This window comes from Amycolatopsis sp. FBCC-B4732 (genome assembly GCF_023008405.1).
Classification (GTDB): Bacteria; Actinomycetota; Actinomycetes; order Mycobacteriales; family Pseudonocardiaceae; genus Amycolatopsis; species Amycolatopsis pretoriensis_A.
Genome location: NZ_CP095376.1, coordinates 568,517 through 591,222, shown reverse-complemented (window position 1 = coordinate 591,222; position 22,706 = coordinate 568,517). Strand labels below are relative to the sequence as shown.

The following is a 22,706-nucleotide window of genomic DNA, read 5'->3' as shown; positions in this document are numbered from 1 at the left end:
GGATCGGGGTCGAGCTCGCTGCCGGAGCTCGGCGGGCGGGACGGCGGGCTCGCACCCGCCGTCCCACGGGGTCAGCGCGGCGCGAGCGTGCCGTCCGGACGCAGCCGGGACACGACCTCGACGACCGCCGCGGTGGCCCGGCGCGCCTCCGCCTCGGTGAACACCAGCGGCGGCGCGAGCACGAAGTTGTGCCCGTACGGCCGGGCGATCACGCCGTGGGCCTTGCGCGTCTCGAACGCGACCGCCTCGACCTGCGACCAGTCCAGCGGGATCGTCGTTTCCTTGTCGGCGACCAGTTCGAGGGCGGCGAGCGTGCCCTCGATGCGGACGTCCCCGACGTTCGGCAGCTCGCGCGCCGGCGCCAGCCCCTCCTCGAACCAGCCCTGGATGCGCCGCGCGTTCTCCAGCAGGCCTTCGCGCTCGATGATGTCGAGCGTGGCCAGGCCGAGCGCGCAGGCGACCGGGTGCCCCTGGAACGTGTAGCCGTGGAAGAAGCCGCCGTCGCCGATGAGGGTGTCGGCGATGTCGTCGGTCATCAGCGTGGCACCGAGCGGCGCGTAGCCACCGGCGATGCCCTTGGCCGCGGTGATGATGTCCGCGTCCATGCCCTGGTTCGCCGACTCGAACCACGAGCCGATCCGGCCGAACGCCGTGACGACCTCGTCCGCGATGAGCAGGATCCCGTTTTTGCTGAGGACCTCGCGCACGCGCTTCCAGTACCCCGGCGGCGGGGCAAGCACGCCGCCGCCCGCCATGATCGGCTCGCCGATCATGGCCGCGATGTTGCCCGCGCCGATCCGCTCGATGGTGTCCTCGAGCTCCTTGACCAGGAAGTCGGTCGGGTCGACGTCGCCGTAGAGCTGCTTCGCCCGGTACGGGTAGGGCGGGGACAGCTTCTCGACGTGCGGCAGGTTCGGGCCGACCCCCGCCTGCATGGGCGGGAAGCCGGTCGCGGTGCCGCTGCCGTAGGTCGCGCCGTGGAACGAGTAGTGCCGGGCGAGGATCCACGTCCGGTCCGGCGATCCCTTGCGGGTGTGGTAGAGCCGGGCGGCCTTGATCGCCGTCTCCACCGCTTCCGAGCCACCGCTGGAGAAGGCGACCCGGTTGATGCCGGCCGGCGCGAGCTGCGCGAGCCGCTCGGCCAGCCGGATCGCCTTCTCGTTGGTGAACTCGAGGAGGCTCGTGAAGAACTCGATCTCCTTGATCTGCTTCGCGGCGACCTCGGCGAGGTCGGCGCGGCCGTGACCGACCGGCGAGTGCCAGACGCCGCCGCCGGCGGCGTCGAGGAGTTCGTTGCCGCGCGCGTCCCAGACCGTGCTGCCCTGCCCCTTGACGATGACCAGGCGGTCGGTGATGTCACCGCGGTGCATCGAGCGGACCAGGTGCTTGCGGTCGAGGTCTTCGAGCTCCGCGGCCGGGGCGGACAACGGCGGGATCCCAGGTGTGGTCACGGCTTTCAGTCCAATCATGAGAGGAGACGACGTAATTCGCCCCAGGAACGTTGGCACACAACACTTTCCGAAACCGAATTCACCGTACCCGGCGGTCGGTCGTCGACTTCTCCGCCGGTGCGGGGCGCCTCAGATGTACTGCGTGTTCGGTTCCAGGCCGAGCAGGACCCGGCCGTAGAGCTCGTTGTTCGTGTCCGGCGCCATCAGCGCGTGCAGGTTCACCACGTGGATGTCGCGCGCGATCCGCTGGATCGGCACGCTGGTGTAGGCCGACGAACCGCCGCTGGCGAGGCTCAGCGCGTCCACCGCGGACTTGGTGAGCTTGCAGATCGCGCCGATGTCCGCGCGGGTGCGGGCGCGCTCGAGGAGCGACCACTCCGCGCCGGTCGCGGCCTTCTCGTCCGCGGTCCGGGTGATCCGGTCCGCGTGGAAGGCGGCCTGGTCGATCTGCAGCCGGGCCTCGGCGACCTTGAGGTGCGTGACGGGTGCTTCGGCCTGGTGCGCGTAGTCGGTGTAGGTGATCTTGCGGGTGCCGACGCGCTCGAGGAAGTTCTCCATCGCGGCCTCGGCCAGCCCGATCGGCGTGCCCGCCGACGACGCGTTCGCCACGCCCAGCAACGGGTTCCGGTAGATCGGCAGCTCGGCGCTCGCGGGCGAGTGGCTCTGCCCCTGCAGGATCGAGACCAGCGGGATGACGCGCTCGGCGGGCACGAACAGGTCGTTGGCGACGGTCGTGACACTGCCGGAGCCGGCCATGCCCATCGTGTACCAGTCGTCGATGACCTGCAGGTCGCTCAGCGGCACCAGCGCGGCGACCGGCCACATGCCCTGGCCGTCCGGCGTCGGGGCGATCGCGATGATCTCCTGCCAGTGGCTGTGCAGCGCGCCGCTGATGAAGCCCCAGCGGCCGTTGACGACGTAGCCGCCGTCGGTGGGCACGGCCTGCCCGCCCGGGCTGAGCGTCCCGCAGACGCGGACGTCCGGCGTCGAGTAGACCTCGTCCTGGACGGCGTCCGGGAACATGCCGACCATCCAGCCGGGGATGTTCCACACCGACGTCGTCCAGCCGACGGCGCCGTCACCGCGGGCCAGTTCGACGAGCACGGCGTTCAGGGTCGAGGTGTCGACCTCGAACCCGCCGTACCGCTTCGGCACGCGCAGCTTGAAGAACCCGGCGTCGCCCAGCGCCTCGAGGGTGTCGTCGTGCAGGCGGCGGTTCTCCTCGTGCCACACGGCGTTCTTCTGCAGGAGGGGCACCAGGCCCTGGGCCCGGCGGACCAGTTCCTCGCGCGAAGGGACGGGGACGTTCGTCGTCATCGGTGGTCCTTCCGGGTTTCCACGTGCGGCTTCGGATCGAGAATCCGCTTACCCGCTCCGGCGGCGCACCTCCGCGATTGCGGAGCACGCCGCCGGGCGACGGTGCTCAGCCCCGGACCGGGCTGCTCTGGTGCGACAGGAGCGACCACTCGCCGTCCCGCTCCACCACGATCCAGGTGGCGCGGATCTGGCGCTCCGGCGCGGTTTCGGTCTCGCCGTCGAGGATGATGCCGCCCTGGGTGATCACCATGGCGGTGTCCTCGGCCAGGAACGTCACCTGCAGCGGCCAGCCCTTGACGTGCGCGCCGGCCAGCGGGCCGTCGAAGCCCGCCTGCATGTAGGCGCGGATCTGCTCCCGGCTCGTCAGCTGCTGGTCCTGCATGAGCAGGCTGCCGTTCTCGGTGAAGACCCCGGCGAACTCGTCGGCGTCGTTGGTCTTCCACGCGTGCGTGATGCGCAGCGGCACGGTCAGCGCGGCGCGGTCCCGGGGGTCGGTGAACTCCCGGTAGAAGTCCGTGTCCTCCTCGACCCCGTACGAGGCGAGGATCTCCGTTGCGGTGGCGGGCATTGCGGCTCCTTCGTCGGTGTTCGGGGTGGTCACCAGCGGAGGGTCGCGCCGGTGCCGCGCGGGCTGTTCTGGTAGCCGGCGAGGTACCACACGCCGTCTTCTTCCTTCTTGACCGTCCAGGTCGAGCGGACGGCCAGCTCCGGCGAGATCTCGGTCTCCCCCGGCGCCAGGATGCCGCCGTGGGTGCGGATCAGCGCGACGGAGTCGTTGACCAGCCGCAGGTCCACCGGCTTGCCGGTGATGCGCGAGTCCTTGAACGGGCCGGCGAACGCGGCCGCCAGGAACGGGCGGATCTCGTCGCGGCCGACCTTGTAGACGTCACCCGGCAGGATCAGGGTGCCGTCCTTGGTGAAGACGTCGACGACCGCGTCGACGTCGTTGCGCGCCCAGGCTTCGACGAGCCGCAGCGGGACGCCCAGCACTTCCTTTTCCCGCTCGCTCGTGAACGGGCCGTAGTAGTCGTCCAACGCGGACGACGCGTCGACTTCAGCGGACACCGGGTCCTCCTCTTAGCCTCAGCGGACGGGTCCCGTCCATCATCGGCGGCCACCCCGTGACCCGGCGCCTTCTGCATTGCCGCTAAGTCACGCGCTCCGGTCGAGCCCGGCGACGAGCGGCTCCGGGCGCACGTTGTGCGGGTAGGGCCAGCCGCGCTGCGTCAGGTAGAGGACGAGGTCGACGGTGTTGCTCGCGACGTCGATCTGCGAAATGCGGTGATTCTCGATCTTCAGCACAATTGTTTCCACGGACGTTCCCTCCCGGCCGGTCGGCCCGATGTGGAAGAACGGCTCGTCGTGTTTCCAGTGCAGGTTGAAGACGATGAATCCCCGCCCGTTCCCCTGGTCGTCCAGTGCGAGGTGCTCGTCGACGAGGTCTATGCGCTTGCCGAGGCGCACGAACCACTTCGCCCATTCCTTCAGCGCCCCCAGGCCGATCTGCCCGAACTGGGCCGGGCTGTTGATCAGCACGTCGTCGGCGATGATGGCGTCCCAGCGGTCGAACTCGACGAGTTGCAACCCGTCGTACAGTTCTCTGGTCAGCGTGGTTTCCGAATTCACGGTCACTCCTGTGGAGAGTAGGTGTGGAACGACCGAGAATGGCACCGCCCGGCAGGCGTTGCCACTTTCCGGCGAAGCCCGAAACCCAGAGGGCACCCTCGGAGTAGAGCGCTGTGCGAGCCCTGACTACCGTGCGACAGTGGAGTGGACCCGGCCCGCGGAAAGGGCGGACATGATTCCCCTGCGAACCGAGGAGCCGCCGGACGCGCGCCTGCGGGCCGCGCTCGCCGCCGACCGGCCCCTGCTGCACGACCACCCGCGCCTGCGGTCGCTGCTGGAGTCGGCCGCGGTGGCCGACCCGGGCCGGTTCTTCCTGCTGTTCCTGCACCACTGCATGGCCACCGGCGCCGCGCTCGACCAGGGTGCGGCCGAAGAGGACGTGGCCGGCCTCGTCTCCGGACGCTGGACCGGCGCCGCGCTGCTCGCCGAACTGGGCCACGCCAACAGCAACTCCCGCACGCACACCGAGGCCGTCTTCGACCCGGCGACGCGGGAGTTCGTGCTGTCGAGCCCGGTACCCGGCGCGGCGAAGTACCCCGCCACCTTCGGCCCGGCCGGGTTCGCGACGCTCGCCGTCGTCAGCGCCCGGCTGATCACCGGTGGCACGGAGCACGGCACCGCGCTGTTCCTGGTGCCGGTGCGCGACGAGCGTGGGCCGTGCCCGGGCGTCACGATCGAGCCGTGCCCGCCGACCGCGTTGCTGCCCCTGGACTACGCGACGGTCCGCTTCGACGGCGTCCGGGTGCCCTACCGGCGCTGGCTGCGGGACGGCGCGTCGATCACCTCCGCGGGCGAGTTCCACGACCCGCTGGCCGACACCGGTGCCCGCGGCCGGCGCACGATGAGCATGGGCCGCTTCGGCTGGGGCGCGATCACCGTCGGCCTGGCCGCGGTCGCGCGCGCGAGCGTGTCCCTCGCCCTCGAACGCGCGAGCCACCGCGGCACGCTCGACCGGCTGGCCGGCGAGATCCCGGCGATCGAGCACCTCAACCAGCAGCGCCTGCTGTTCGGCGCGCTGGCGTCGGCACTGGCGGCGACGACGCTCGCCCGGCGCGAAACCGGCCGCTACTGGTCCTTCGGCGCACCACCCGGCGTGCACCGCGAGCTGGGGCTGACGAAGGTCGCGGTCACGTCGCTGGCCGACGACGCCGTCAACCGCGCCCGTTCGGCGAGCGGCACGGCCGGCTTCTTCTCCGAGCACCGCCTCATCGGCTACCAGGGCCTGACGCTGGCATTCCAGTCCGCCGGCGGCGACAACCGGCTGATCCGGCTGGACGCGGCCTGGACGATGGCGGCGGGCCAGGACTACACCCCGCCCGCGGCCGCCCCGGGCGCCGACAAGTGGGTGACGCTCTTCGGGCACCGGGAGCGGCTGCTGCACGAGGAACTGACGACCGGGCTGGACGGGACGTTCGCCGGCTGGAACGCGCGGTCCGAACTGGCCCTGCGCTTCACCGCGGCCCACTCCGCCCGCGTGACGGCGGAAGTCCTCTCCGGCGAGCTGCCGTCGGACCTGTACGAGCTGCACTGCCTCGAGGAGGTCGAGGCGCAGGCGGGCTGGTTCCTGGCCCACGGGCTGCTCACGGCCGGGCAGGTGCTCGGGCTGCCGGAGCGGATCAACGAGATCTGCCGCCGGCTGCACCGGGAGGGTGCCGCGCTCGGGCAGCTGCTGGAGATTTCGGAAGAGCGGGCTGCATAAAAAAGGGCCCCGGTCGCCTAGCGCGGGTGGGGCCCTCTTCAACTCAGCCTTCGCAAACGACCCCCGCCACCCCGCGCTCAAGCAGCTGCTAGCTCCTCGAAGACCAGCCCGCATAAAGAAAAGGCCCCGCCCGCCAACCGCGAGCGAGGCCCTCCACCCCAAGCACTCAACGAGCCACGGCCTCCACCACCGACACCGCGAACCCGGTGTCCAGGACGCGGGTCAGCTCCAGCCCAGCCTTCGCGAAGGGTGCCCGGAACCCCTGCGCCTCAAGGCCGCGCCCGAGCAGCTGCTAAGTCTCTCCGAAGACCAGGCCGCACAAAGAAAAGGCCCCGCCCGCCAACCGCGAGCGAGGCCCTCCACCCCAAGCACTCAACGAGCGACAGCCTCCACCACCGACACCGCGAACCCCGTGTCCAGCACCCGGGTCAACTCCAGCTCAGCCTTCGCGAACAGCGCCCGGAACTCCTCCTCGGTCCGCTCGCGACCCGGCAGGATCGACATGACCATGATGTCGAACAGCTTGCCCAGGTGCGGTTCGTTGCGCGGCGGGATCACCGTGTCCAGCACCACGATGCGGCCGCCCGGGCGCATCGCGCGGCGGCAGTTGCGCAGGATGCGGACGCACTGCTCGTCGTTCCAGTCGTGGATGATGTGCTTGAGCAGGTACACGTCGGCCGGCGGGCACTCCTCGAAGAAGTCGCCGGTGACGAGCTCCCAGCGTTCGTCGTCGCCCAGCTCGCCGAGGCGGTGGCCGGACACGACGTGGTCGCCCAGGTCCATCAGGAGGCCGTAGAGGCTGTCGTCCGCGCGCAGCGCTTCGAGCAGCAGCCCGCCGTACCCGCCGCCGACGTCGACGACGGTCGCGCCGGCCGGGAACTTCAGGTTGCGGATGATGGAAGCGTTTTCCGAGTCGGACTTCGACTGCATGCCCGAGTAGAACGTCTCCGGCGACTCGACGTCCCGGAAGTAGTCGAAGAACGTCGTGCCGAACACCTTGTCGAAGGACGCGTCGCCGTGCTCGACGCTGTGGGCCAGCTCGCCGTGCGAGTTCCAGAACGTCTTGTCGGTGAACGTCAGCACCGCGGACCGCAGCGAGCCCGGCACGTCCGAGCGCAGCAGCTCGGCCTCGGGGGTCAGCTCGAAGCGCCCCTGCTCGTCCTCGTGGAAAACCCCGCGCATGGCGAGCGCCCGCAGGACGCGGTTCAGGTTGTCCGCGTGGGCCCCGGTGGCCTGCGCCAGCTCGACGACCGACTTCGGGCCGTCGGCCAGGTGGTCGGCGACGCCCACGGCGGCCGCGGCGCGCAACGCCGCGGAATAGACGTAGCCCAGCGTCTCCTCGAACAGGCGGATACCGGCCTGTTCCTGATCGGAGAGTCTTGCGGGTTTGCTGTCCACGGGATCACCTTCCGCTCGTCGCCTGTGGCCACCCATCGTGGCGGCGTCCCGCGCCCGGCGTCGACTTCTCCCGTGCCCGACCACTGTGGACGGTGCACGCGCGAAGGCCACCCCGCGCGGGGGTGGCCTTCGCACCGCGACGGGCTCAGCCGCGGATCGGGCTGGTCTGGTGGGAGACGAGCTTGTAGTCGCCACCCTCCTTGCGCACGACCCAGGTGGCCCGGTTCTCGTTCTCCGGCGCGATCTCGGTCTCGCCCTGGTTGATGAAGCCGCCCTTGGTGATGGCGAGCGCGACGCCGTCGGCCAGGAACTTGACCTGCACCGGCTCGTCGGCGACGCGGCTGCCGCGGTACGCGCCCGCGAACTGCTCGGTCAGGTAGGCGCGGATCGCCTCGCGGCCGCGCAGCTGCTCGTCACCGATCAGCATGCTGCCGTCGACGGTGAACAGGTCGGCGAGCGCGTCGGCGTCACCGGCGTCCCAGGCGGCGCGCAGGCGCAGCGGAACGGTGAAGATCGCGCCCTCCTCGCCGTTCGGGAAGTCGCCGTAGTAGCCGGCCCACTGCTTGGCCTTGGCGACCAGGTCGGAAGCCTTGGAAGTCATCGGTGTCTCCTCGAAGATGGGGGTTACCAGCGGAGGGTGGCGCCTTCGCCGCGCGGGCTGTTCTGGTAGCCGGCGAGGTACCAGGTCCCGTCGCGCTTGACGGTGATCCAGGTCGAGCGGACGGCCAGCTCGGGCGCGATCTCGGTCTCGCCCTCGGCCAGGATGCCGCCGTGCGTGCGGATCAGCGCGACGTCGTCGGTCACGAAGCGCAGGTCGACCGGCTGCCCGGTGACCCCGCTGTTCTTGAACGGCCCGGCGTAGGCGGCCTTCATGAAGATGCGGATCTCTTCGCGGCCTTCCTTGTACACGTCACCGGGCAGCAGCAGGAGGCCGTCCTCCAGGAAGACGTCGGCGACACCGTCGGCGTCGTTCTTCGCCCACGCCGCCACCAGCCGCAGCGGAACCTGGAGCACCTCCTTCTCCTTGTCGCTGGTGAACTCTCCGTAGTACGCGTCCAAACGGGATTGTTCGGTGGTCGTCATTCCGGCCCCTTGTCGTCACGGATCTCTGCCGGGTTCGGCACAGCAAACCCCGGTTACCATGGTGGGCACCCGGTTCCGCGCGGGCGCCTTCATTCGTGCTTGTCGTCCCTACGCGGCGAGCCGCGCGGATTCGGCGGCCTTGGCGGCGGCGATGACGGCGTCGTAGTCGGGGTGCTCCCCGATTTCCGGCACGTATTCGGCGTGCACGACGGTGTCGTTCGCGTCGATCACGAAAACGGCGCGCGCGAGCAGCCGGAATTCCTTGATCACGACGCCGTAGGCGGTGCCGAAGGAGAGGTCGCGGTGGTCGGAGCCGACCAGCGCGCCCTCGATCCCGGCGGCCCCGCACCAGCGCGCCTGCGCGAAGGGCAGGTCGACGGAAACGGTGAGCACGGAGACGTCGCCGAGCCCGGTGACCTCTTCGGTGAACCGGCGGGTCTGCAGGTCGCAGACGGGCGTCTCGAGCGACGGCACGACCGAGACGATCCGCACCCGCCCGGCGAGGGAGGCGGACGCGAGCGGCGACATGTCCGGCGCCGCGAGGGTGAAGTCCGGAGCCTGGTCGCCGACGCCGACGGCCGGCCCGAGCAGGGTGACCGGACGGCCGCGGAAGGTCGTGACGCCGGTGCGTTCGGGAATCGCGTTCATGGACATGACCACTTTCGGCTGGGTACGGGTCGAGGCCCCAGTTTCCGGCTCCGCCGGCCCGCGCGCCTCTCCTCGGCTGCCGGATTCCGCTCGGGCTTCGCGCGCCGGCCCCGGACGTCATGAAAGAGTCGTTCACGTCGTCCGGCGACATGAAAGAGTCGTTCACAGCATCGCTGTCCACCCGCACCACGCCACGCGAACGACCACGACACTCCGCCGCCGACTACGGCCGGCCTGACCGGCGGGTCCGCACGAAGGTCGCGAATGACTCATTCGCGACCTCCAGCGTCCCGAATGAGTCATTCGCGACGCTCGGACACCCGCCTCCGAAAGGAAAAACTCCAGTTTGTCACCCACAAGAGCGACCGGCGTCTTCTCCCGTGCGCTCCCACCGGCAACCGATGTCCCCCGTCCGAAACCGCTGCTACGGTCGGTTTCCCCACCGCCGAAGGAAAGGACCACCCCATGAATCGCCCGCCCGTCGTCTCGGCGGAGGAATGGCAGGCCGAGCGCGACAAGCTCCTCGTCAAGGAAAAGGAGCTCACCCACGCGCTGGACGACCTCGCCGCGCAGCGGCGGCGGCTGCCGATGGTCCGCCTGAAGGACGGCTACGTCTTCACCGGCCCCGACGGCGAAACCGGTGATCTCGTTTCGCTGTTTGACGGCCACAACCAGCTGATCATCTACCACTACATGAAGCAGCCGGGCAGCGACCACCTCTGCGTCGGCTGCGCGTCGCTGACCGACAACCTCTCGCCGTGGGCGCACCTGGCTCCCCGCGGGGTGCGGCTGATCCTCGAGTCCGTGGCGCCGCAGGAAGAACTCGAGCCGCTGCGGCAGCGGTTCGGCTGGCAGATCCCGTGGTACTCGAGCTACGGCAGCACGTTCAACGAAGACATGGGCACCGGCGGCAGCTTCGGCGTGAGCGTGCTGCTGCGCGACGGCGACGAGGTCTTCCGGACCTGGTTCACCAACGGGCGCGGCACCGACCGCCTCCGCCTCGACTTCAACCTGCTCGACCTCACCCCGTACGGGCGCCAGGAGGTCTGGGAGGACTCGCCGGAGGGCTGGCCACAGACCTCCACCATGGGCTGGCTCCGGCTGCGCGACGAGTACCCGCAGCGCTGAACCAGCGCACGCACGAAGGCGACCGCGGTCCCGGCGCGGCTTAGGCTCGCGGCCGGGACCGACGTGCGGGAGGCCAGTGATGCCGGGAGCAGAAGACGCCGTGGCGGCGGAGAAGCCGTCGCCGGCGCGGATGTACGACTACTTCCTCCACGGGGACAACAACTTCCCGGTCGACCGGGAAGCCGGGGACGCCGTCATCGACCAGGTCGGTGAGGTGCTCACCAAGGACGTCGTCTGGGAGAACCGCCGCTTCCTCGGCCGGGTGGTGCACCACCTCGCCGCCGAGCACGGCGTGCGCCAGTTCATCGACGTCGGGGCCGGGCTGCCCAGCATGGAGAACACCCACCAGATCGCCCGCCGGTCCATCCCGGACGCCCGGGTCGCCTACGTGGACCTGGACCCGGTGGTCGCCACCCACGGGAAGACCCTGCTCACCGAAGAGGAGCAGAAGATCACCCGGCTGCTGACCGCGGACCTGCGCGACCCGTTGTCCATTGTGGACAACCCGGAGCTGGCGGACCTCATCGACTTCACGCAGCCGGTCGCGCTGCTGTGCGTCGCCGTCTTCCACTTCATCACCGACGAAGACGACCCGCACGGCATCGTCCGCACGTTCCGGGAGCGGCTGGCGCCGGGGTCGTTCCTCGCGCTCTCGCACCTCAACGCCGACGAGTCGCCGGACGACGAGCAGGACACCATGCGCGCGATCTACCGCAACGCGACGTCGCCGATGGTGTTCCGGACCCGCGCCGAAATCGAAGCGCTGTTCAGCGGCTTCACGCTGCAGGCGCCCGGCCTGGTGCCGACCGGGCACTGGCGCCGCGAAGGCGACACCACCCGCCGGATGTACGGCGGCCTCGGCCGGCTGGGCTGACCACCGCCCCCGCGGCCGGGTCCGCGGCCGTGGTCACCACGAACGAAGGACGAATCCCTTGCCGAAACCGGAACCGTTCCGCATCGCCGTGCCCGACGAGGACATCCAGGACCTGCGCGAGCGCCTCGCGCGCACGCGCCTGCCCGGCGACCTGGCCAACGACGGCTGGGAGTACGGGACCAACCAGGACTACCTGGCCGGGCTGCTGACCGACTGGCGGGACACCTACGACTGGCGCGCGCACGAGGCGGAGATGAACGCCCACGCGCACTACCGCGTCGAGCTGGACGGTCAGCCGGTGCACTACCTGCACGTCCCCGGCGACGGGAAGGTGCCGCTGCTGCTGATCGGCGGCTGGCCGTGGACGTTCTGGGACTTCAAGGACGTGCTGCCGCACCTGGCCGGCCACGAGGTCGTGGTGGCGGACCTGCCGGGCTACGGCTTTTCGACGCCGCTGGCCCGGCCGGGCATCGGGTACGCCGAAACCGCCGCCATGTACCACCGGCTGATGACCGAGGTGCTGGGTCACGAGCGCTACGGCATCTACGGCTCCGACTGGGGCGCGATCATCGGCCAGCACCTGGCCCACCACCACCCGGAGTCGGTCGTCGGGCTGCACACGACGATGCCGTTCAGCCTCGAGGGCCCGATCCCCGAGGAGCTCTGGGCGGCCGACGAGAAGGCGCGGCGCGCGGCGAACACGGCGTGGGCGCGCTACAGCAACGGCTACTTCGTGCTGCACACGACCCGGCCGCAGAGCATCGCCTACATCGGCGACTCGCCGGCGGCGACCGCGGCGTGGCTGGTCGAGAAGCTGCACGACTGGACCGACCACGACGGCGACTTCGAAACCGGGTACCCGCGCGAGCGCGTGCTCACGACGCTTTCGCTGTTCTGGTTCACGAATTCGATGGGCAGCACCGCGCGGCTGTACGCGGAGAGCTTCCAGAAGCCGTGGACGCCGAAGAGCGACGCGCAGCCGCTGTTCAACGTGCCGACCGCCGTCGCGGCCTACCCGCGCGAACCCGCGGCGGTGCCGCGGAAGTGGGTGGAGAGCCGGTTCGACCTGCGCCGCTACACGGTGATGGAGCGCGGCGGGCACTACCCGGCCATCGAGGCGCCGGAGTCACTGGGACGCGACATCACGGAGTTCTTCGCCGAACTGGCTTGAGCCGGGAGGACGCCTTCGGCGCGCTCGCTGCGCGCCGAAGGCGTCCCCGGTTCAGTTCACGACGATGGAGTAGTCGCGACCGACGTTCGACTGCTTGCCGTCGGCCGTCCGGCTGTAGACCTGCATGGGGTAGAACCCGGAAGCGGCCGGGGTGAAGGTGAAGCTCGCCCGGCCGTCGGGACCCGCCGGGACCACGGTCGGGTTGTCCCAATCCTCGTAGAAGTAGTAGACGTACTCGACGACGCCCGGCGTCCGGGGCGTCAAGGTGAAGACGCCGGCGACGCCGGGGCCGCCGCTGCCCACGAAGTCCGGGTAGTCGGCGCTCGCCACCAGGGGCGCTTCACTGGCCGTGTAGGGCCTGCTCGCGGTGCCGGACGTCAGGCCCGTGCCGGTGGTGCTCCACACCTTGAGCCGGTGCGAGCCCGGATTCGCCGTGACGATGTTCGTGGTCGCCGTTCCGTCGGCCGAGGCCGCGACGGTGGTCTCGGGCCCGTTGTCGATCAGGTAGGTGTAGGAGACGACATCGGCGATGCCGGGTGAGAAGCGGACCTCCGCGGGGATGCCGACACCGGTTTCCCGGGGCAGGGCGACCCCGGGTTCGGTCGACGCCACGTAGAAGTGGTGGACGTGCTGAGGCGACCGGTTGCCCGCGCTGTCGACGCTCGCGACGTAGAGGGCGTCGGGGCCGGACGCCTGCGGCGTGTAGGAGACCGTCGCCGTCCCGCCGGGGTGGTCCGCCGGCACGAAGGTGCCCGCCGGATCGGCGGTCCCGTAGGAGAACCCGACGACCGCGGCGTCGCCGCCGGCGTCGAAGGTGAACGAGCCCGGCAGGCCGGCGCCGGGGTGCCAGGCGCCGTCGTCGGGGTACTCGGCCGAAGTCACGGTCGGCTCGGCGAGCGCGGTACTCGCCTGGGCCGGTACCGCGCCGAACACCACCACCCCGACGGCCACGAGCGCGGTGAAGCCATGACGAACTCTCATCGGAAACCCCCCGGGAAAAGTGCTGTCCAGTACAGCTAAGCACAATTCCGGGCGGCCCGGCCGGGATCAGGTTTCGGGCAGGAACTTCGCCAGGCCCGCGTAGCCGCTGTGCTTGAGGCGCTCGCCCGAAAGCGACTTGTACTCGTCGTCGGCGTGGATGCCGAGGCCGTCGACCATGCGGTTCATGAAGTTGAACAGCGCGCAGACCAGCACGGCGTCGTGCAGCGCGCGCTCGTCCCAGCCCGCGGCGAACACCGCTTCGGCGTCGGCGTCGGTCATCCGGGACGGCGACCGCGTCAGCTTCCCGACGTAGGCGAGCACCGGCTTCATGCGGTCCTCGACCGGCGCGGTGTCCAGGTCGGCGAGCGCCGCGATCAGGACGCCCGGAGCGACGCCGAAGGCTTCGGCCGTCACGGTGTGGATGCCGTGGCAGTACCCGCATTCGTTGATGCCGGAGACGTAGGCGGCGATCAGCTCCCGCTCCCCCGGCGTGAACGGCGAATCGCCGCGCAGCAGCACCTCGTGGAAGGCCAGCAGGTGCCGGGCGGGTTCGGGGTTGGCTTGGAAGACCTGCAGCAGCGTGGTCTCAGCCGGCAGGGACTTCAAGTACGACATCGGTGTCCTTTCGATCCGCGATCCGGTCGACGTCGGCGCGGCGGAGCACGCACGCCGTCAGGTAGGCCAGTGACGCGGCGCCCGCCCCGGGAACGGCCGCGGCGACCCGGGCGGACGCCCGGTCCCACTCCCGCCGCAGCGACCCCGGCGTCGACGTCGACGGCGGTTCGCCGAGCGCCGCACGCAGGCCCCGCCACTGCTGTTTGCCCGTCTCCAGGAGACCGGGCAGGCCGGCGTCCGGGACGCCGTGCCGCGCCTGGTCGACGACCTGCGTGACCAGCGCCGGGTCATCCGCGAGCCGCGCGAGGCCGAGCCCGGCGAGCAGCCGGTCGGCCTCGAGGCCGAGCAGGATCACCCCGACCTCGGTGGCCGCGGGCGCGTCGACCTCGGGCAGCGCGAACCGGGTGTCTTCGCCGGCGTCCATCACGTTCCTCCTCAGACCCCGACCGCGGTCTTCGCCGGCGCCGGGAGCTCGCCACCCTGCAGGACCTGGGCGATCGCCGCCGCCGCGCGGGTGGTCGCCACCCGGTGGCCGTCGATGTTGCGGGCGGCCGGGCCGAGGACCATCGCGGCCGCGGCGCCGACCACCGACACCCGCGGGGCGCGGACGTGGGCCAGGGTCCGTTCGTCCAGCTCCGGCCAGCCGTCGCGGACGGAAAGCGCTTCATCGGGCAGCAGGCCTTCGCCGATCGACGGGGTCGTGCCCAGCGCGAGCTGGACGTGGTCGGCGGCGATCCGCCCGCCGCCGGACAGGCGCACGACGGTCGTCCCGCCGACGCCGGGGCCGATGCTCTTGACCGCCGCGCCGCGGTGGACGACCAGCCTGCCCTCGGCTTGCGCGCGTTCGAGCAGCGGGCGGAACTCGAACATGATCGACGCCCGCCGGAACCGGTCCATCAGCTCGAGGCGCTCCGGCCAGCCGACGCGGTTGAAGCGCAACCGGCCTTCGGGGCGGAAGAACGAGGAGTTCACGTCGGCGCACTGGTAGCGCTCGCCGGTTTCGCGCACCACCCAGTGCACCTCGCGGTCTTCCGCGAGCGCGCCGGCGATCAGGTGGGCCGCGGTGAGCCCGGCGCCCACCACCGCCAGGCAGCGGCCGCCGACCGGCACCGATTCGTCCCAATAGGACACCCCGGCCGGCGCGGCCCCGCCGCCCCACCAGGAATCCGGCGCGTCACGGCGTTCTTCGCCGAGGCACAGCACGACGTGCCGGGCGGTGACCGAGAACCGGTCGGCCCGCACGGTGACCGCGTCACCCTCGGGCACGATCTCGCGGACGCGCGCCTGCCAGGTCTTGCGGCCGATGTGGTGGCTGGCGATCAGGTGGTCGCAGTAGGCGTCGAAGACGTCCACCGGCACCACCGAGCGGTGGCCCGACTGCGCCATCCGGATCTCGCGCCGCTCGGTGGGGGTCAGGCGTCCCCAGTGCAGGCGCGCGAAGTCGAGCAGCTCGCAGTCGCGGTAGCCCTCGACCCCGGGGTGGTGCTCGTACGGCGACCGGAGGACGCGCTGGCCCAGCCGGTCGATCCGGCCGAAGAACCGGCCGCACGGGCGGCCGGTCCGGTCGGCGATGACGACGTCGCGGACGCCGTGGTGCCACAGCGCGGAGGCCACCGCGACGCCGGCCGGGCCGGCGCCGACGACCACGACGTCCGCCGAAGCGGCGGGCGCCGTGCCGCGGACCGGGGCCGGCACCGGGGGCCGGGGCCAGTCACGTCCACGGGGCGAGTCCAGCAGGTGCGGCTCGGGCACGAACGTGATCATGTGCTCCCCAGCTCGATCGGGACCCGGTGGGTCGTCAGATGACGGTCACCGGGACGATCAGCTCGATCACGGGTCGCTGGTTCATGCCGTGCGCGACCAGCTCGTCCAGCGTCTGCTGCGACTGCTCGGCGCTGTCGGTGGGGATGGGGCTGTACCGGGAGTAGAAGTACGCCGGCTTGCGCCCGCCCGTCTCCATCGAATAGGCCTTGAGCACGGTTTCGCCCGGGCGCACCTCGCCGTCGTAGAACGTCAGGCGGCGCTGGTCCGGGGTCATGAAGCTCTTCGAGAACTGCGGCGACATGAGCAGGTCGTCGTCGACGAACGTCGAGTCCTCGTCCATCACCGCCTGCATGGCGACCCAGGTCTGGTCGGTGAGGTTGGTTTCCGCCTTGATCACGTGCCACCGGCCCGGCTCGGGCAGGTTGACGCTGACCGAGACGTCGTGGTCGGTGGTGTCCACCGCACCGGTGATCATCAGGACCCGGCGGCCGAGATCGGCAGTCCCGGTCATCTGGATGTCCCGCGCCCGGACCCGGCTGGAAACGTCAAGACCCGGCAGTTCAGGTGACGACATTGTGCTGCCTCCTCGTTATTCGCCCCAAAAATAACGTTCTGACCAGCGAACATATGAAGAGTTTCATACCGGGAGGGCCATAGTCAAGGTGTGAAACACATGACAGGGGCAGGCGATAGTGGGCCGATCACGTGTCCTCGTACCGCCGCTCGCGAGGACGCATTGCGCCGTTCGGCCCAGGAACTCCGCCGGTTACTCCGGGTTGACCTGGCTCGACTGGGCCGGGGCGACGTCGACGTCGTCTTCGAGCGCGCCGACGAAGCGGATTTCGAATGACGATTCCGCGCGTTGGACCATGATTTTGAGGACGAGATTCGCTTTCACGACGATGACGAAATTGCGCGGGTTTTCCGCGTCGCCGAAAATGTCGTAAACAAGGAATGCGGAACCGTCGCCGACCGCGAACAGCGCTTCGTAAAGCGCGTTGCGCTGGGCCTGGGTCGCGGATTCAGCCCACTCCTCGAGGATCTCGAAGCCAGCGGTGAGCTGGAGGCGCACTGCCATTTCGCCGGCCTCCCAACCGAACGTCCGCCGGTGGCCGACGCGGGCGTGCGTCGCGGACCGACCACAGGCTCGCCCCGCCGGGAACCCCGTGACGCCCCGGCCGACCTCCAGTTTCCCGTGGCGGCCGGGACGTGGTCATCTCCGAAAGTGCGAGTCAGTTGTAGCCGAGCACGATGTGCCCGCGCTCGTCCGCCTCCGGCTCGGGATCGGGCACGGCGATCAGGTGCCGTTCCCAGGTCCGCTCGACCGGCTCGGCGGGCGGCTGGGGTTCGGCCGGAACCGCTGCTGCTGTCATGGCTTTCTCCTTCCGGTAGGTGATCTCCACGATGCGCCGCCCCGGTCGCGGATCGGATGTGCGCGAATCAGGTCCGGGTGGATGCGCACCGCACGAGTGGCGGCCGGGGATCGCACCGGAGTGCACTGGAGGAACAGAGATTTTCCTGGACCGTCGAGCGAGGTGCCTCATGACCGATCACGAGACCCACCGGGGCGCCGCGGAGCGCCAGCGCACCTGCGCAGCCTGCGGCGGCGCGTTCGTCCCGGGCGAGCACACGGAGGTCGAGGTCCTCCTCGACGGGATGGTCCGCTATGTGGCGGTCCACCCTGGGCACAGCACGTACTCCCCGGCCCGCGAGGGCGAGGTGGCGGCCCGGCTGAGGGAGTTCGCGAGCGGCCGCCAGGAGGGCGAGGAGCTCGGCGACCAGGCTGCTTGATCGGGCGGGGCCCGGGTCGAACCCCGGCCCGGGCCTGCGGCGGGTGGCTGGGGGTTCTGGCCTGGCTACTCGGGCGGCGGAAGCGGCCCCGGGCCAGCCGGCCCGTGAGGCCGACCCGGCCGGCGCATCCCTGCCCAGGCGGCGAAGGGCGGCTGCAGTGCTGGACTGGCCATCCCACCCCGGGCCGCGGAAGCAATCCGCGGCACAACCCTGCCCAAGCGGCGAAGATCGGCGGCAGTGCCGAACCGGCCACCCCAGGCCGCGGAACCCGCCCCAGGTCAGCCGGCCCGCGAGGCCGACCCCACCGGCACAACCCTGCCCAAGCGCCGAAGGTCAGCGGCAGTGCCGGACCGGCCACCCCAGGCCGCGGAGGCCGACTCAGCCCAGCCAGCCCCGTGAAGCCTGCCCGGATCTGCACAACCCTGCCCGGGCAGCGAAGGCCGGTCGCACTTCCGGGCCGGCCACCCCAGGCCGCGGAAGCCGACAGCCCAGCCGGCCCGCGAGGCCGACCCCCGGCACAACCGTGCCCAGGCAGCGAAGGCCGGCTGCACTTCCGGACCGGCCACCCAGGCAGCGGAAGCGACTCAACCCAGCCGGCCCAGTGATGCCTGCCCGGATCTGCACAACCCTGCCCGACCCGCGAAGGCCGGTTGCAGTTCCGGGCGGGACCACCCAACCCATGCGGCGGAAGCAGCCCCGGGCCGGCACAACCCAGACGGCCCGTGAGGCGAACCGGCGGCGCATCCCTGCCCGGGCAGCGAAGGCCGGCTGCGGTTCCGGGCCGCGGAAAGCCCAGCCGAGCCGCGGAGGCGGGCCGGCGCAGCGCGCGGGCCCGCGAGGGAACCCCGGGCCGGCACAGCCCAGCCAGCACGTGAGCGTCGGCCCAGGCAATGACGGCCGGTGGCGGTTCCGAGGCCCGGCAATCCCCGGGGCACGCCAAAGGGGACGGCCCCCACAAAGGACCGCCCCCACCGGCAAAACCTCAGCGCGGCAACCCCGACAACCGCCAAGCTCCCGGCCGCCGGAACGAACCCGCCATTTCACCCCGAGCCCGCCACCCCACCGCTTCGGCGACCGGCTCCGCCGGGGACTCCGTCCCCAGCAAAGCCAGCGCCGTCACCAAAGCAGCCAGCTCGACGTCGTCCGGAGCGCCCCGGACCACCCGCAACACCATCTCCGCCCCCTAGATCGGAAGGTTGCCGTGCTTGCGCGCCGGGCCCGGCTTCCGCTTGTCGCGCAACATCGCCAGCCCGCGGGCCAGGGCCGCGCGGGTCTCGGCCGGGTCGATGATGTCGTCCACCAGACCCCGCTCGGCCGCGTACTGGGGGTTCAGGTACTCCTCCGTGTACTCCGCGACGAGCTTCGCCCGCAACGCGGCCGGATCGGGAGCCGCCGCGAGTTCGCGGCGGTGCAACACGTTCACCGCGCCCTCCGCGCCCATCACCGCGATCTGGTTCGTCGGCCACGCCAGTGACAGGTCGCACCCGATGGACCGCGAGTCCATCACGATGTACGCGCCGCCGTACGCCTTGCGCAGGATCACCTGGATCCGCGGCACCGTCGCCTCGCAGTACGCGTGCAGCAGCTGCGCGCCCTGGCGGATGATGCCGCTGCGCTCCTGCTCCACGCCGGGCAGGAACCCCGGGACGTCGACCAGGCTCACCAGCGGGATGCCGAACGCGTCGCAGAACCGCACGAACCGCGCCGCCTTCTGGGAGGCCGGGCCGTCCAGGACGCCGGCGAAGACCACCGGCTGGTTGCCGACCAGGCCGACCACGCGGCCGTCGATGCGGGCCAGCGCGCACAGCACGTTGCGGGCCCAGCCTTCGTGCAGCTCGAAGAACTCGCCGTCGTCGGCGATCTCCGAAAAGACGTCGTGCATGTCGTACGGCTGGTTGGGCTCCACCGGGACCAGCTCCGCCAGGCGCGGGCGGTAGTCGTCCTTCGCGCTGGACGAGCTCGCGTCCGGCAGCGGCTCCAGGTAGTTCGCCGGCAGCAGGGAAACCAGGTAGCGGACGTCGGCGAGGCAGCTCTCCTCGTCGTCGTGCACGACCGTCGCCACGCCCGAATGGGTGCCGTGGACGTCGGCGCCGCCGAGTTCCTCGTGGGTCACCCGCCGGCCGGTGACCGCCTCCACGACGTCCGGGCCGGTCAGGTACATCCGGGCCGTGTCGCGCACCATGAACGTGAAGTCCGCCAGCGCCGGCGAGTACGCCGCGCCGCCCGCGCACGGGCCGAGGATCACGCTGATCTGCGGGATCACCCCGGACGCCTCGACCTGGCGGCGGAAGATGCCGCCGTAGCCGTTGAGCGCGAGCACGCCCTCCTGGATGCGGGCGCCGCCGCTGTCGTTGAGGCCGATCACCGGGGCGCCGTTGGCCACCGCGAGGTCGAGGACCTTGTGGATCTTGGCCGCGTGCGCCTCGCCGAGCGAACCGCCGAACAGCGTGAAGTCCTGGGCGTACACGAAGACGCGGCGCCCGTCGATGGTGCCGGACCCCGCGACGACGCCGTCGGTGTACGGGCGGTTGCCCGCCAGCCCCGGCCCGCTCGCCTGGTGGCGCCGGTAGGGCTCGATCTCGGTGAACGAGTCCTCGTCGAGCAGCAGGGCCAGCCGCTCGCGCGCGGTGAGCTTGCCCAGCGAGTGCTGGCGCCGCACGGCGTCGAGCTTGCCCTCGTGGATGTGCGCGCGGAGCTCGTCGCGGCGGCGCCGCAGCAGCGGCATGTCCGCGGGCTCCGCGCGCACCTGGTCGGTCGCCCTGGCCAGCTCGATGACCTGGGCGTCGCCGGTCTCCCCCGCCCGCGCGAGCCGGCGACGGGCGGGCCGGGTCCCCTCCGGGACCGGCACCACCTCCGCGTCGTCGGCTCGCTGGGCCCCGGACTCGTGGCCTCCGCTCACGCGGCATCCCTCATCCGTAGCTGCTGGTCGTGCTCGATCTCGGCGACGATGTCGGACCACACGATGCCGCGGCCGAGCCGGGGCATCGGGCGGACCGGCCACTCGGCGGGCACGTCCGGCACGGCGGGCGGGGCCGCGGCCGACCGGGCGGGTTCGGTGGCATCGCTGGCGGTCATGGCAGGACCTCCTCGGTCGGGGCGCCGACTCCGGCGTCCACAGTGGACACTCTGGGCAGAAGAACGGTCCCCGCCTGACGGCGGGTCAGCCGCCCGCTGGCGTGCAGCCACGCCACCGTGTCGCGCACGGTCTGGGCCACCGGCCGCGCGGGGACGCCGGCGTGCGGCGCGGCCGCGTCGACGGGGACGGCGGTGGCGCACACGTAGAGCGCGCCGTACTCCGCCGGGATGTGCCACGGCCAGGCGCGCTGCAGCAGGCCGGCGGCGTGGCCGACCGGGAACATCGCGCGGGCGGGCAGGAACACCGCGGGCAGCCGCCGTCCGGTCGCGGCCCGGACGGCGGCGAGGTAGTCGCGGGTGCGCAGGAAGTGCCCGGGCCCGAAGTACGCGGGGCCCGGCGCCGCCGGCTCGAACAGCCGCGCGTGCAGCTCCGCCGAATCGCGGACGTCGCCGATCGGCAGCCCGCCGGAGGGCCACATCGGCATCAGCCCGCGCAGCAGGTCCCGCAGCCGCGCGTTCTGGTCGCCCAGGTGCGGGTCGGCCGGACCGAGCAGCGCGGGCGGGTAGGTGATGGTGACCGGCGCGCCGGCGTCCCGGTGCGCGCGGGCGATCAGCTCGGCCTCGGCCTTGGCCGCGAGGTAGGTCTCCCGCGGCCGGCCGACCGGGCTGGCCGGGCCGATCGACGGCTCCCGGGCCGGGTACAGCGCCCCGACGGTGGAGACGTGCACGATCCGCCCGGTACCCGCTCGGCGGGCGGCGTCGAGCACGTTCGCCGTGCCGCCGACGTTGACCCGCCGCACCTCGGCCCGGCGCCTGCTGTCGAAGGTGTAGACACCCGCCGCGTGCAGCAGCGCGTCCGCCCCGTCGACGAGCCGGGCCGCCGCACCGGGATCCGTGACGTCGCCGTCCACGACGTCCACAGTGGACGGAGCGCGACCGGCGTCACGGGCGAGCAGCCGCACCCGGTGGCCCCGCCGCAGCAGCGCCGCGACCGTGTGCCCGCCGAGGAACCCCGTCCCGCCCGTGACCGCGATCAACATGCTTTCCGCCCCCTTCAGGCCGCGCGGGCCCGCCCGTCGATCTGGTGGTAGCCGCCGCCGTAGAAGACGAGCGCGTGCTCGCCCTCGCCGCGGCTGGTCTCGACCACCCGGCCGAGGAAGATCGAGTGGTCACCGCCCTCGATCACCTGGGCCAGCTCGCACTCCAGCCACGCCAGCGCGCCCTTGAGCAGCGGCGAGCCGGTCTTGCCGCCCGCGGTGTAGCCGACCGCTTCGAACTGGGCGATGCCGTCGGGACGGCGCCAGTCGGCGAAGTACTTCGACAGCTCCTGCTGGTCGGCCGAAAGGATGTTCACGCCGAACGAGCCGGCGGTGACGATCGCGGCGTGCATCCGGGCCGCCTTCGAAACGCAGCACAGCACCATCGGCGGTTCGAGCGACACCGACGAGAACGCGTTGGCGGTCATGCCGTGCGCGTCCTCCCCGCCCGCCGTCAGCACCGTCACCCCGGTCGCGAACTGCGCCATCACCTGGCGCAGCCCCGGCTGGGCCGACAGCCCGCGGCGGGCCGGCGAGGTCCGTAGCCGCTTGAGGACGTGAGTCCTCTCGGAAGGCTCGGTTTCGTAGCCCACGTCAGACTCCCTTGCCGTTGACCGCGGCCGTCGAGTAGGGAACCAGCGCCTCGCGCAGCTGCTCGGGGACCCGCGACGGCACGGTGGCCGTGTTGGGGCCGCGCATGCAGGCGATGCGCTGCCGTCCCCGGGCCACCAGGCGCTCCTCGCCGTCCTCGGTGAGGTGCACGTAGTCGAACGCGAACTGGATCTGCGTGGAGGTGAGCTCCTCCAGGCGCAGCCGGATGGACAGCTCGTCGAACGCGGTGATCTCGGCGAAGAACTCGCACTCCACCTTGAGGGTGAACAGCTTGAGGTCGTGGCGGACCTCTTCGAGCACCGCCGGCGCCTTCTCCTTCAGGAACATCTCGCGGCACCGGCCCTGCCAGCGCACGTAGTTCACGTAGTAGACGTTGCCCACCAGGTTGGTCTCTTCGAAGCCGACCGTGTGGCGGATCTCGTAGTAGTCGGTCATC

27 protein-coding genes are annotated in these 22,706 nt (G+C 71.4%); 5 read left to right on the top strand and 22 right to left on the bottom strand.

Features of this window, described 5'->3' with window-relative positions:
• Positions 1 to 71: 71 nt before the first annotated feature.
• From MUY14_RS02360 to MUY14_RS02340, 5 genes are all read right to left on the bottom strand, one after another.
• Complete coding sequence (locus MUY14_RS02360) at positions 72 to 1,451, bottom strand: aspartate aminotransferase family protein (protein WP_247020316.1); 1,380 nt, start codon at positions 1,449 to 1,451, stop codon at positions 72 to 74.
• Between the two features lie 129 nt (positions 1,452 to 1,580).
• Positions 1,581 to 2,768 carry an acyl-CoA dehydrogenase family protein gene (locus tag MUY14_RS02355; protein ID WP_247020314.1) on the bottom strand — a complete coding sequence of 396 codons (1,188 nt, stop codon included), beginning with the start codon at positions 2,766 to 2,768 and terminating at the stop codon, positions 1,581 to 1,583.
• 106 nt (positions 2,769 to 2,874) lie between these two features.
• Positions 2,875 to 3,336, bottom strand: a complete 462-nt coding sequence (locus MUY14_RS02350; RefSeq protein ID WP_247020312.1) for an SgcJ/EcaC family oxidoreductase — start codon at positions 3,334 to 3,336, stop codon at positions 2,875 to 2,877.
• Between the two features lie 29 nt (positions 3,337 to 3,365).
• A complete protein-coding gene (locus MUY14_RS02345; RefSeq protein WP_247020310.1) occupies positions 3,366 to 3,833 on the bottom strand; it encodes an SgcJ/EcaC family oxidoreductase in 468 nt (155 codons plus the stop codon).
• Positions 3,834 to 3,920: 87 nt separating this feature from the next.
• Positions 3,921 to 4,394 carry a hypothetical protein gene (locus MUY14_RS02340; RefSeq protein ID WP_247020308.1) on the bottom strand — a complete coding sequence of 158 codons (474 nt, stop codon included), beginning with the start codon at positions 4,392 to 4,394 and terminating at the stop codon, positions 3,921 to 3,923.
• 172 nt (positions 4,395 to 4,566) lie between these two features.
• Between MUY14_RS02340 and MUY14_RS02335 the strand changes: the two genes are divergently transcribed.
• Positions 4,567 to 6,093 (top strand): hypothetical protein, encoded by a 1,527-nt coding sequence (locus MUY14_RS02335; protein WP_247020305.1) that lies wholly within the window; start codon positions 4,567 to 4,569, stop codon positions 6,091 to 6,093.
• Between the two features lie 372 nt (positions 6,094 to 6,465).
• On the opposite strand, the gene MUY14_RS02330 is transcribed toward MUY14_RS02335, so the two are convergent.
• The 4 genes from MUY14_RS02330 to tpx all read right to left on the bottom strand — a co-directional run bounded on the left by MUY14_RS02330 (position 6,466) and on the right by tpx (position 9,222).
• Positions 6,466 to 7,491, bottom strand: a complete 1,026-nt coding sequence (locus tag MUY14_RS02330; RefSeq protein ID WP_247020304.1) for a methyltransferase — start codon at positions 7,489 to 7,491, stop codon at positions 6,466 to 6,468.
• A 145-nt stretch (positions 7,492 to 7,636) separates the two neighbouring features.
• Positions 7,637 to 8,092 carry an SgcJ/EcaC family oxidoreductase gene (locus MUY14_RS02325; protein WP_247020302.1) on the bottom strand — a complete coding sequence of 152 codons (456 nt, stop codon included), beginning with the start codon at positions 8,090 to 8,092 and terminating at the stop codon, positions 7,637 to 7,639.
• 23 nt (positions 8,093 to 8,115) lie between these two features.
• On the bottom strand, positions 8,116 to 8,574 hold the full coding sequence (locus MUY14_RS02320) for an SgcJ/EcaC family oxidoreductase (protein ID WP_160697723.1): 459 nt from the start codon (positions 8,572 to 8,574) through the stop codon (positions 8,116 to 8,118).
• Positions 8,575 to 8,682: 108 nt separating this feature from the next.
• Positions 8,683 to 9,222: a thiol peroxidase gene (gene tpx / locus MUY14_RS02315; RefSeq protein ID WP_247020300.1), complete on the bottom strand. Its 540-nt coding sequence runs from the start codon at positions 9,220 to 9,222 to the stop codon at positions 8,683 to 8,685.
• Positions 9,223 to 9,687: 465 nt separating this feature from the next.
• Between tpx and MUY14_RS02310 the strand changes: the two genes are divergently transcribed.
• The 3 genes from MUY14_RS02310 to MUY14_RS02300 all read left to right on the top strand — a co-directional run bounded on the left by MUY14_RS02310 (position 9,688) and on the right by MUY14_RS02300 (position 12,395).
• Entirely contained in the window at positions 9,688 to 10,350 is a 663-nt protein-coding gene (locus MUY14_RS02310; RefSeq protein ID WP_247020298.1) for a DUF899 domain-containing protein, read from the top strand.
• Between the two features lie 79 nt (positions 10,351 to 10,429).
• Positions 10,430 to 11,224: an SAM-dependent methyltransferase gene (locus MUY14_RS02305; protein ID WP_247020296.1), complete on the top strand. Its 795-nt coding sequence runs from the start codon at positions 10,430 to 10,432 to the stop codon at positions 11,222 to 11,224.
• Between the two features lie 58 nt (positions 11,225 to 11,282).
• A complete protein-coding gene (locus MUY14_RS02300) occupies positions 11,283 to 12,395 on the top strand; it encodes an epoxide hydrolase family protein (protein ID WP_247020294.1) in 1,113 nt (370 codons plus the stop codon).
• 51 nt (positions 12,396 to 12,446) lie between these two features.
• On the opposite strand, the gene MUY14_RS02295 is transcribed toward MUY14_RS02300, so the two are convergent.
• The 7 genes from MUY14_RS02295 to MUY14_RS02265 all read right to left on the bottom strand — a co-directional run bounded on the left by MUY14_RS02295 (position 12,447) and on the right by MUY14_RS02265 (position 17,128).
• A complete protein-coding gene (locus MUY14_RS02295) occupies positions 12,447 to 13,376 on the bottom strand; it encodes a hypothetical protein (protein WP_247020292.1) in 930 nt (309 codons plus the stop codon).
• 66 nt (positions 13,377 to 13,442) lie between these two features.
• Positions 13,443 to 13,991 (bottom strand): carboxymuconolactone decarboxylase family protein, encoded by a 549-nt coding sequence (locus MUY14_RS02290; RefSeq protein WP_247020289.1) that lies wholly within the window; start codon positions 13,989 to 13,991, stop codon positions 13,443 to 13,445.
• Positions 13,963 to 14,415 carry a DUF6187 family protein gene (locus MUY14_RS02285; protein ID WP_247020287.1) on the bottom strand — a complete coding sequence of 151 codons (453 nt, stop codon included), beginning with the start codon at positions 14,413 to 14,415 and terminating at the stop codon, positions 13,963 to 13,965. Before MUY14_RS02285 ends, MUY14_RS02290 begins: the two co-directional genes overlap by 29 nt.
• Positions 14,416 to 14,426: 11 nt before the next feature.
• A complete protein-coding gene (locus MUY14_RS02280) occupies positions 14,427 to 15,755 on the bottom strand; it encodes an FAD-dependent oxidoreductase (protein ID WP_247020285.1) in 1,329 nt (442 codons plus the stop codon).
• A 34-nt stretch (positions 15,756 to 15,789) separates the two neighbouring features.
• Complete coding sequence (locus MUY14_RS02275) at positions 15,790 to 16,266, bottom strand: DUF6423 family protein (RefSeq protein ID WP_315863277.1); 477 nt, start codon at positions 16,264 to 16,266, stop codon at positions 15,790 to 15,792.
• A 255-nt stretch (positions 16,267 to 16,521) separates the two neighbouring features.
• Complete coding sequence (locus tag MUY14_RS02270) at positions 16,522 to 16,833, bottom strand: DUF6235 family protein (protein ID WP_247020281.1); 312 nt, start codon at positions 16,831 to 16,833, stop codon at positions 16,522 to 16,524.
• 154 nt (positions 16,834 to 16,987) lie between these two features.
• Positions 16,988 to 17,128, bottom strand: a complete 141-nt coding sequence (locus MUY14_RS02265) for a hypothetical protein (RefSeq protein ID WP_247020279.1) — start codon at positions 17,126 to 17,128, stop codon at positions 16,988 to 16,990.
• A gap of 169 nt (positions 17,129 to 17,297) precedes the next feature.
• Here MUY14_RS02265 and MUY14_RS02260 point away from each other — a divergent pair, with 169 nt between their 5' ends.
• Positions 17,298 to 17,546: a hypothetical protein gene (locus tag MUY14_RS02260; RefSeq protein WP_247020277.1), complete on the top strand. Its 249-nt coding sequence runs from the start codon at positions 17,298 to 17,300 to the stop codon at positions 17,544 to 17,546.
• A 982-nt stretch (positions 17,547 to 18,528) separates the two neighbouring features.
• On the opposite strand, the gene MUY14_RS02255 is transcribed toward MUY14_RS02260, so the two are convergent.
• The 6 genes from MUY14_RS02255 to MUY14_RS02230 are packed head-to-tail and all read right to left on the bottom strand — an operon-like array spanning position 18,529 to position 22,705.
• Complete coding sequence (locus MUY14_RS02255) at positions 18,529 to 18,720, bottom strand: acyl-CoA carboxylase epsilon subunit (protein ID WP_247020275.1); 192 nt, start codon at positions 18,718 to 18,720, stop codon at positions 18,529 to 18,531.
• A gap of 9 nt (positions 18,721 to 18,729) precedes the next feature.
• Positions 18,730 to 20,445 carry an acyl-CoA carboxylase subunit beta gene (locus MUY14_RS02250; RefSeq protein ID WP_247020273.1) on the bottom strand — a complete coding sequence of 572 codons (1,716 nt, stop codon included), beginning with the start codon at positions 20,443 to 20,445 and terminating at the stop codon, positions 18,730 to 18,732.
• Entirely contained in the window at positions 20,442 to 20,621 is a 180-nt protein-coding gene (locus MUY14_RS02245) for a DUF6222 family protein (protein WP_247020271.1), read from the bottom strand. Before MUY14_RS02245 ends, MUY14_RS02250 begins: the two co-directional genes overlap by 4 nt.
• On the bottom strand, positions 20,618 to 21,661 hold the full coding sequence (locus MUY14_RS02240) for an NAD-dependent epimerase/dehydratase family protein (RefSeq protein WP_247020269.1): 1,044 nt from the start codon (positions 21,659 to 21,661) through the stop codon (positions 20,618 to 20,620). The genes MUY14_RS02245 and MUY14_RS02240 overlap by 4 nt, the downstream gene beginning before the upstream one ends.
• A 14-nt stretch (positions 21,662 to 21,675) precedes the next feature.
• On the bottom strand, positions 21,676 to 22,251 hold the full coding sequence (locus MUY14_RS02235) for a flavin reductase family protein (RefSeq protein WP_247020267.1): 576 nt from the start codon (positions 22,249 to 22,251) through the stop codon (positions 21,676 to 21,678).
• Between the two features lies 1 nt (position 22,252).
• Positions 22,253 to 22,705: a thioesterase family protein gene (locus MUY14_RS02230; RefSeq protein ID WP_247020264.1), complete on the bottom strand. Its 453-nt coding sequence runs from the start codon at positions 22,703 to 22,705 to the stop codon at positions 22,253 to 22,255.
• Position 22,706: the final 1 nt, after the last annotated feature.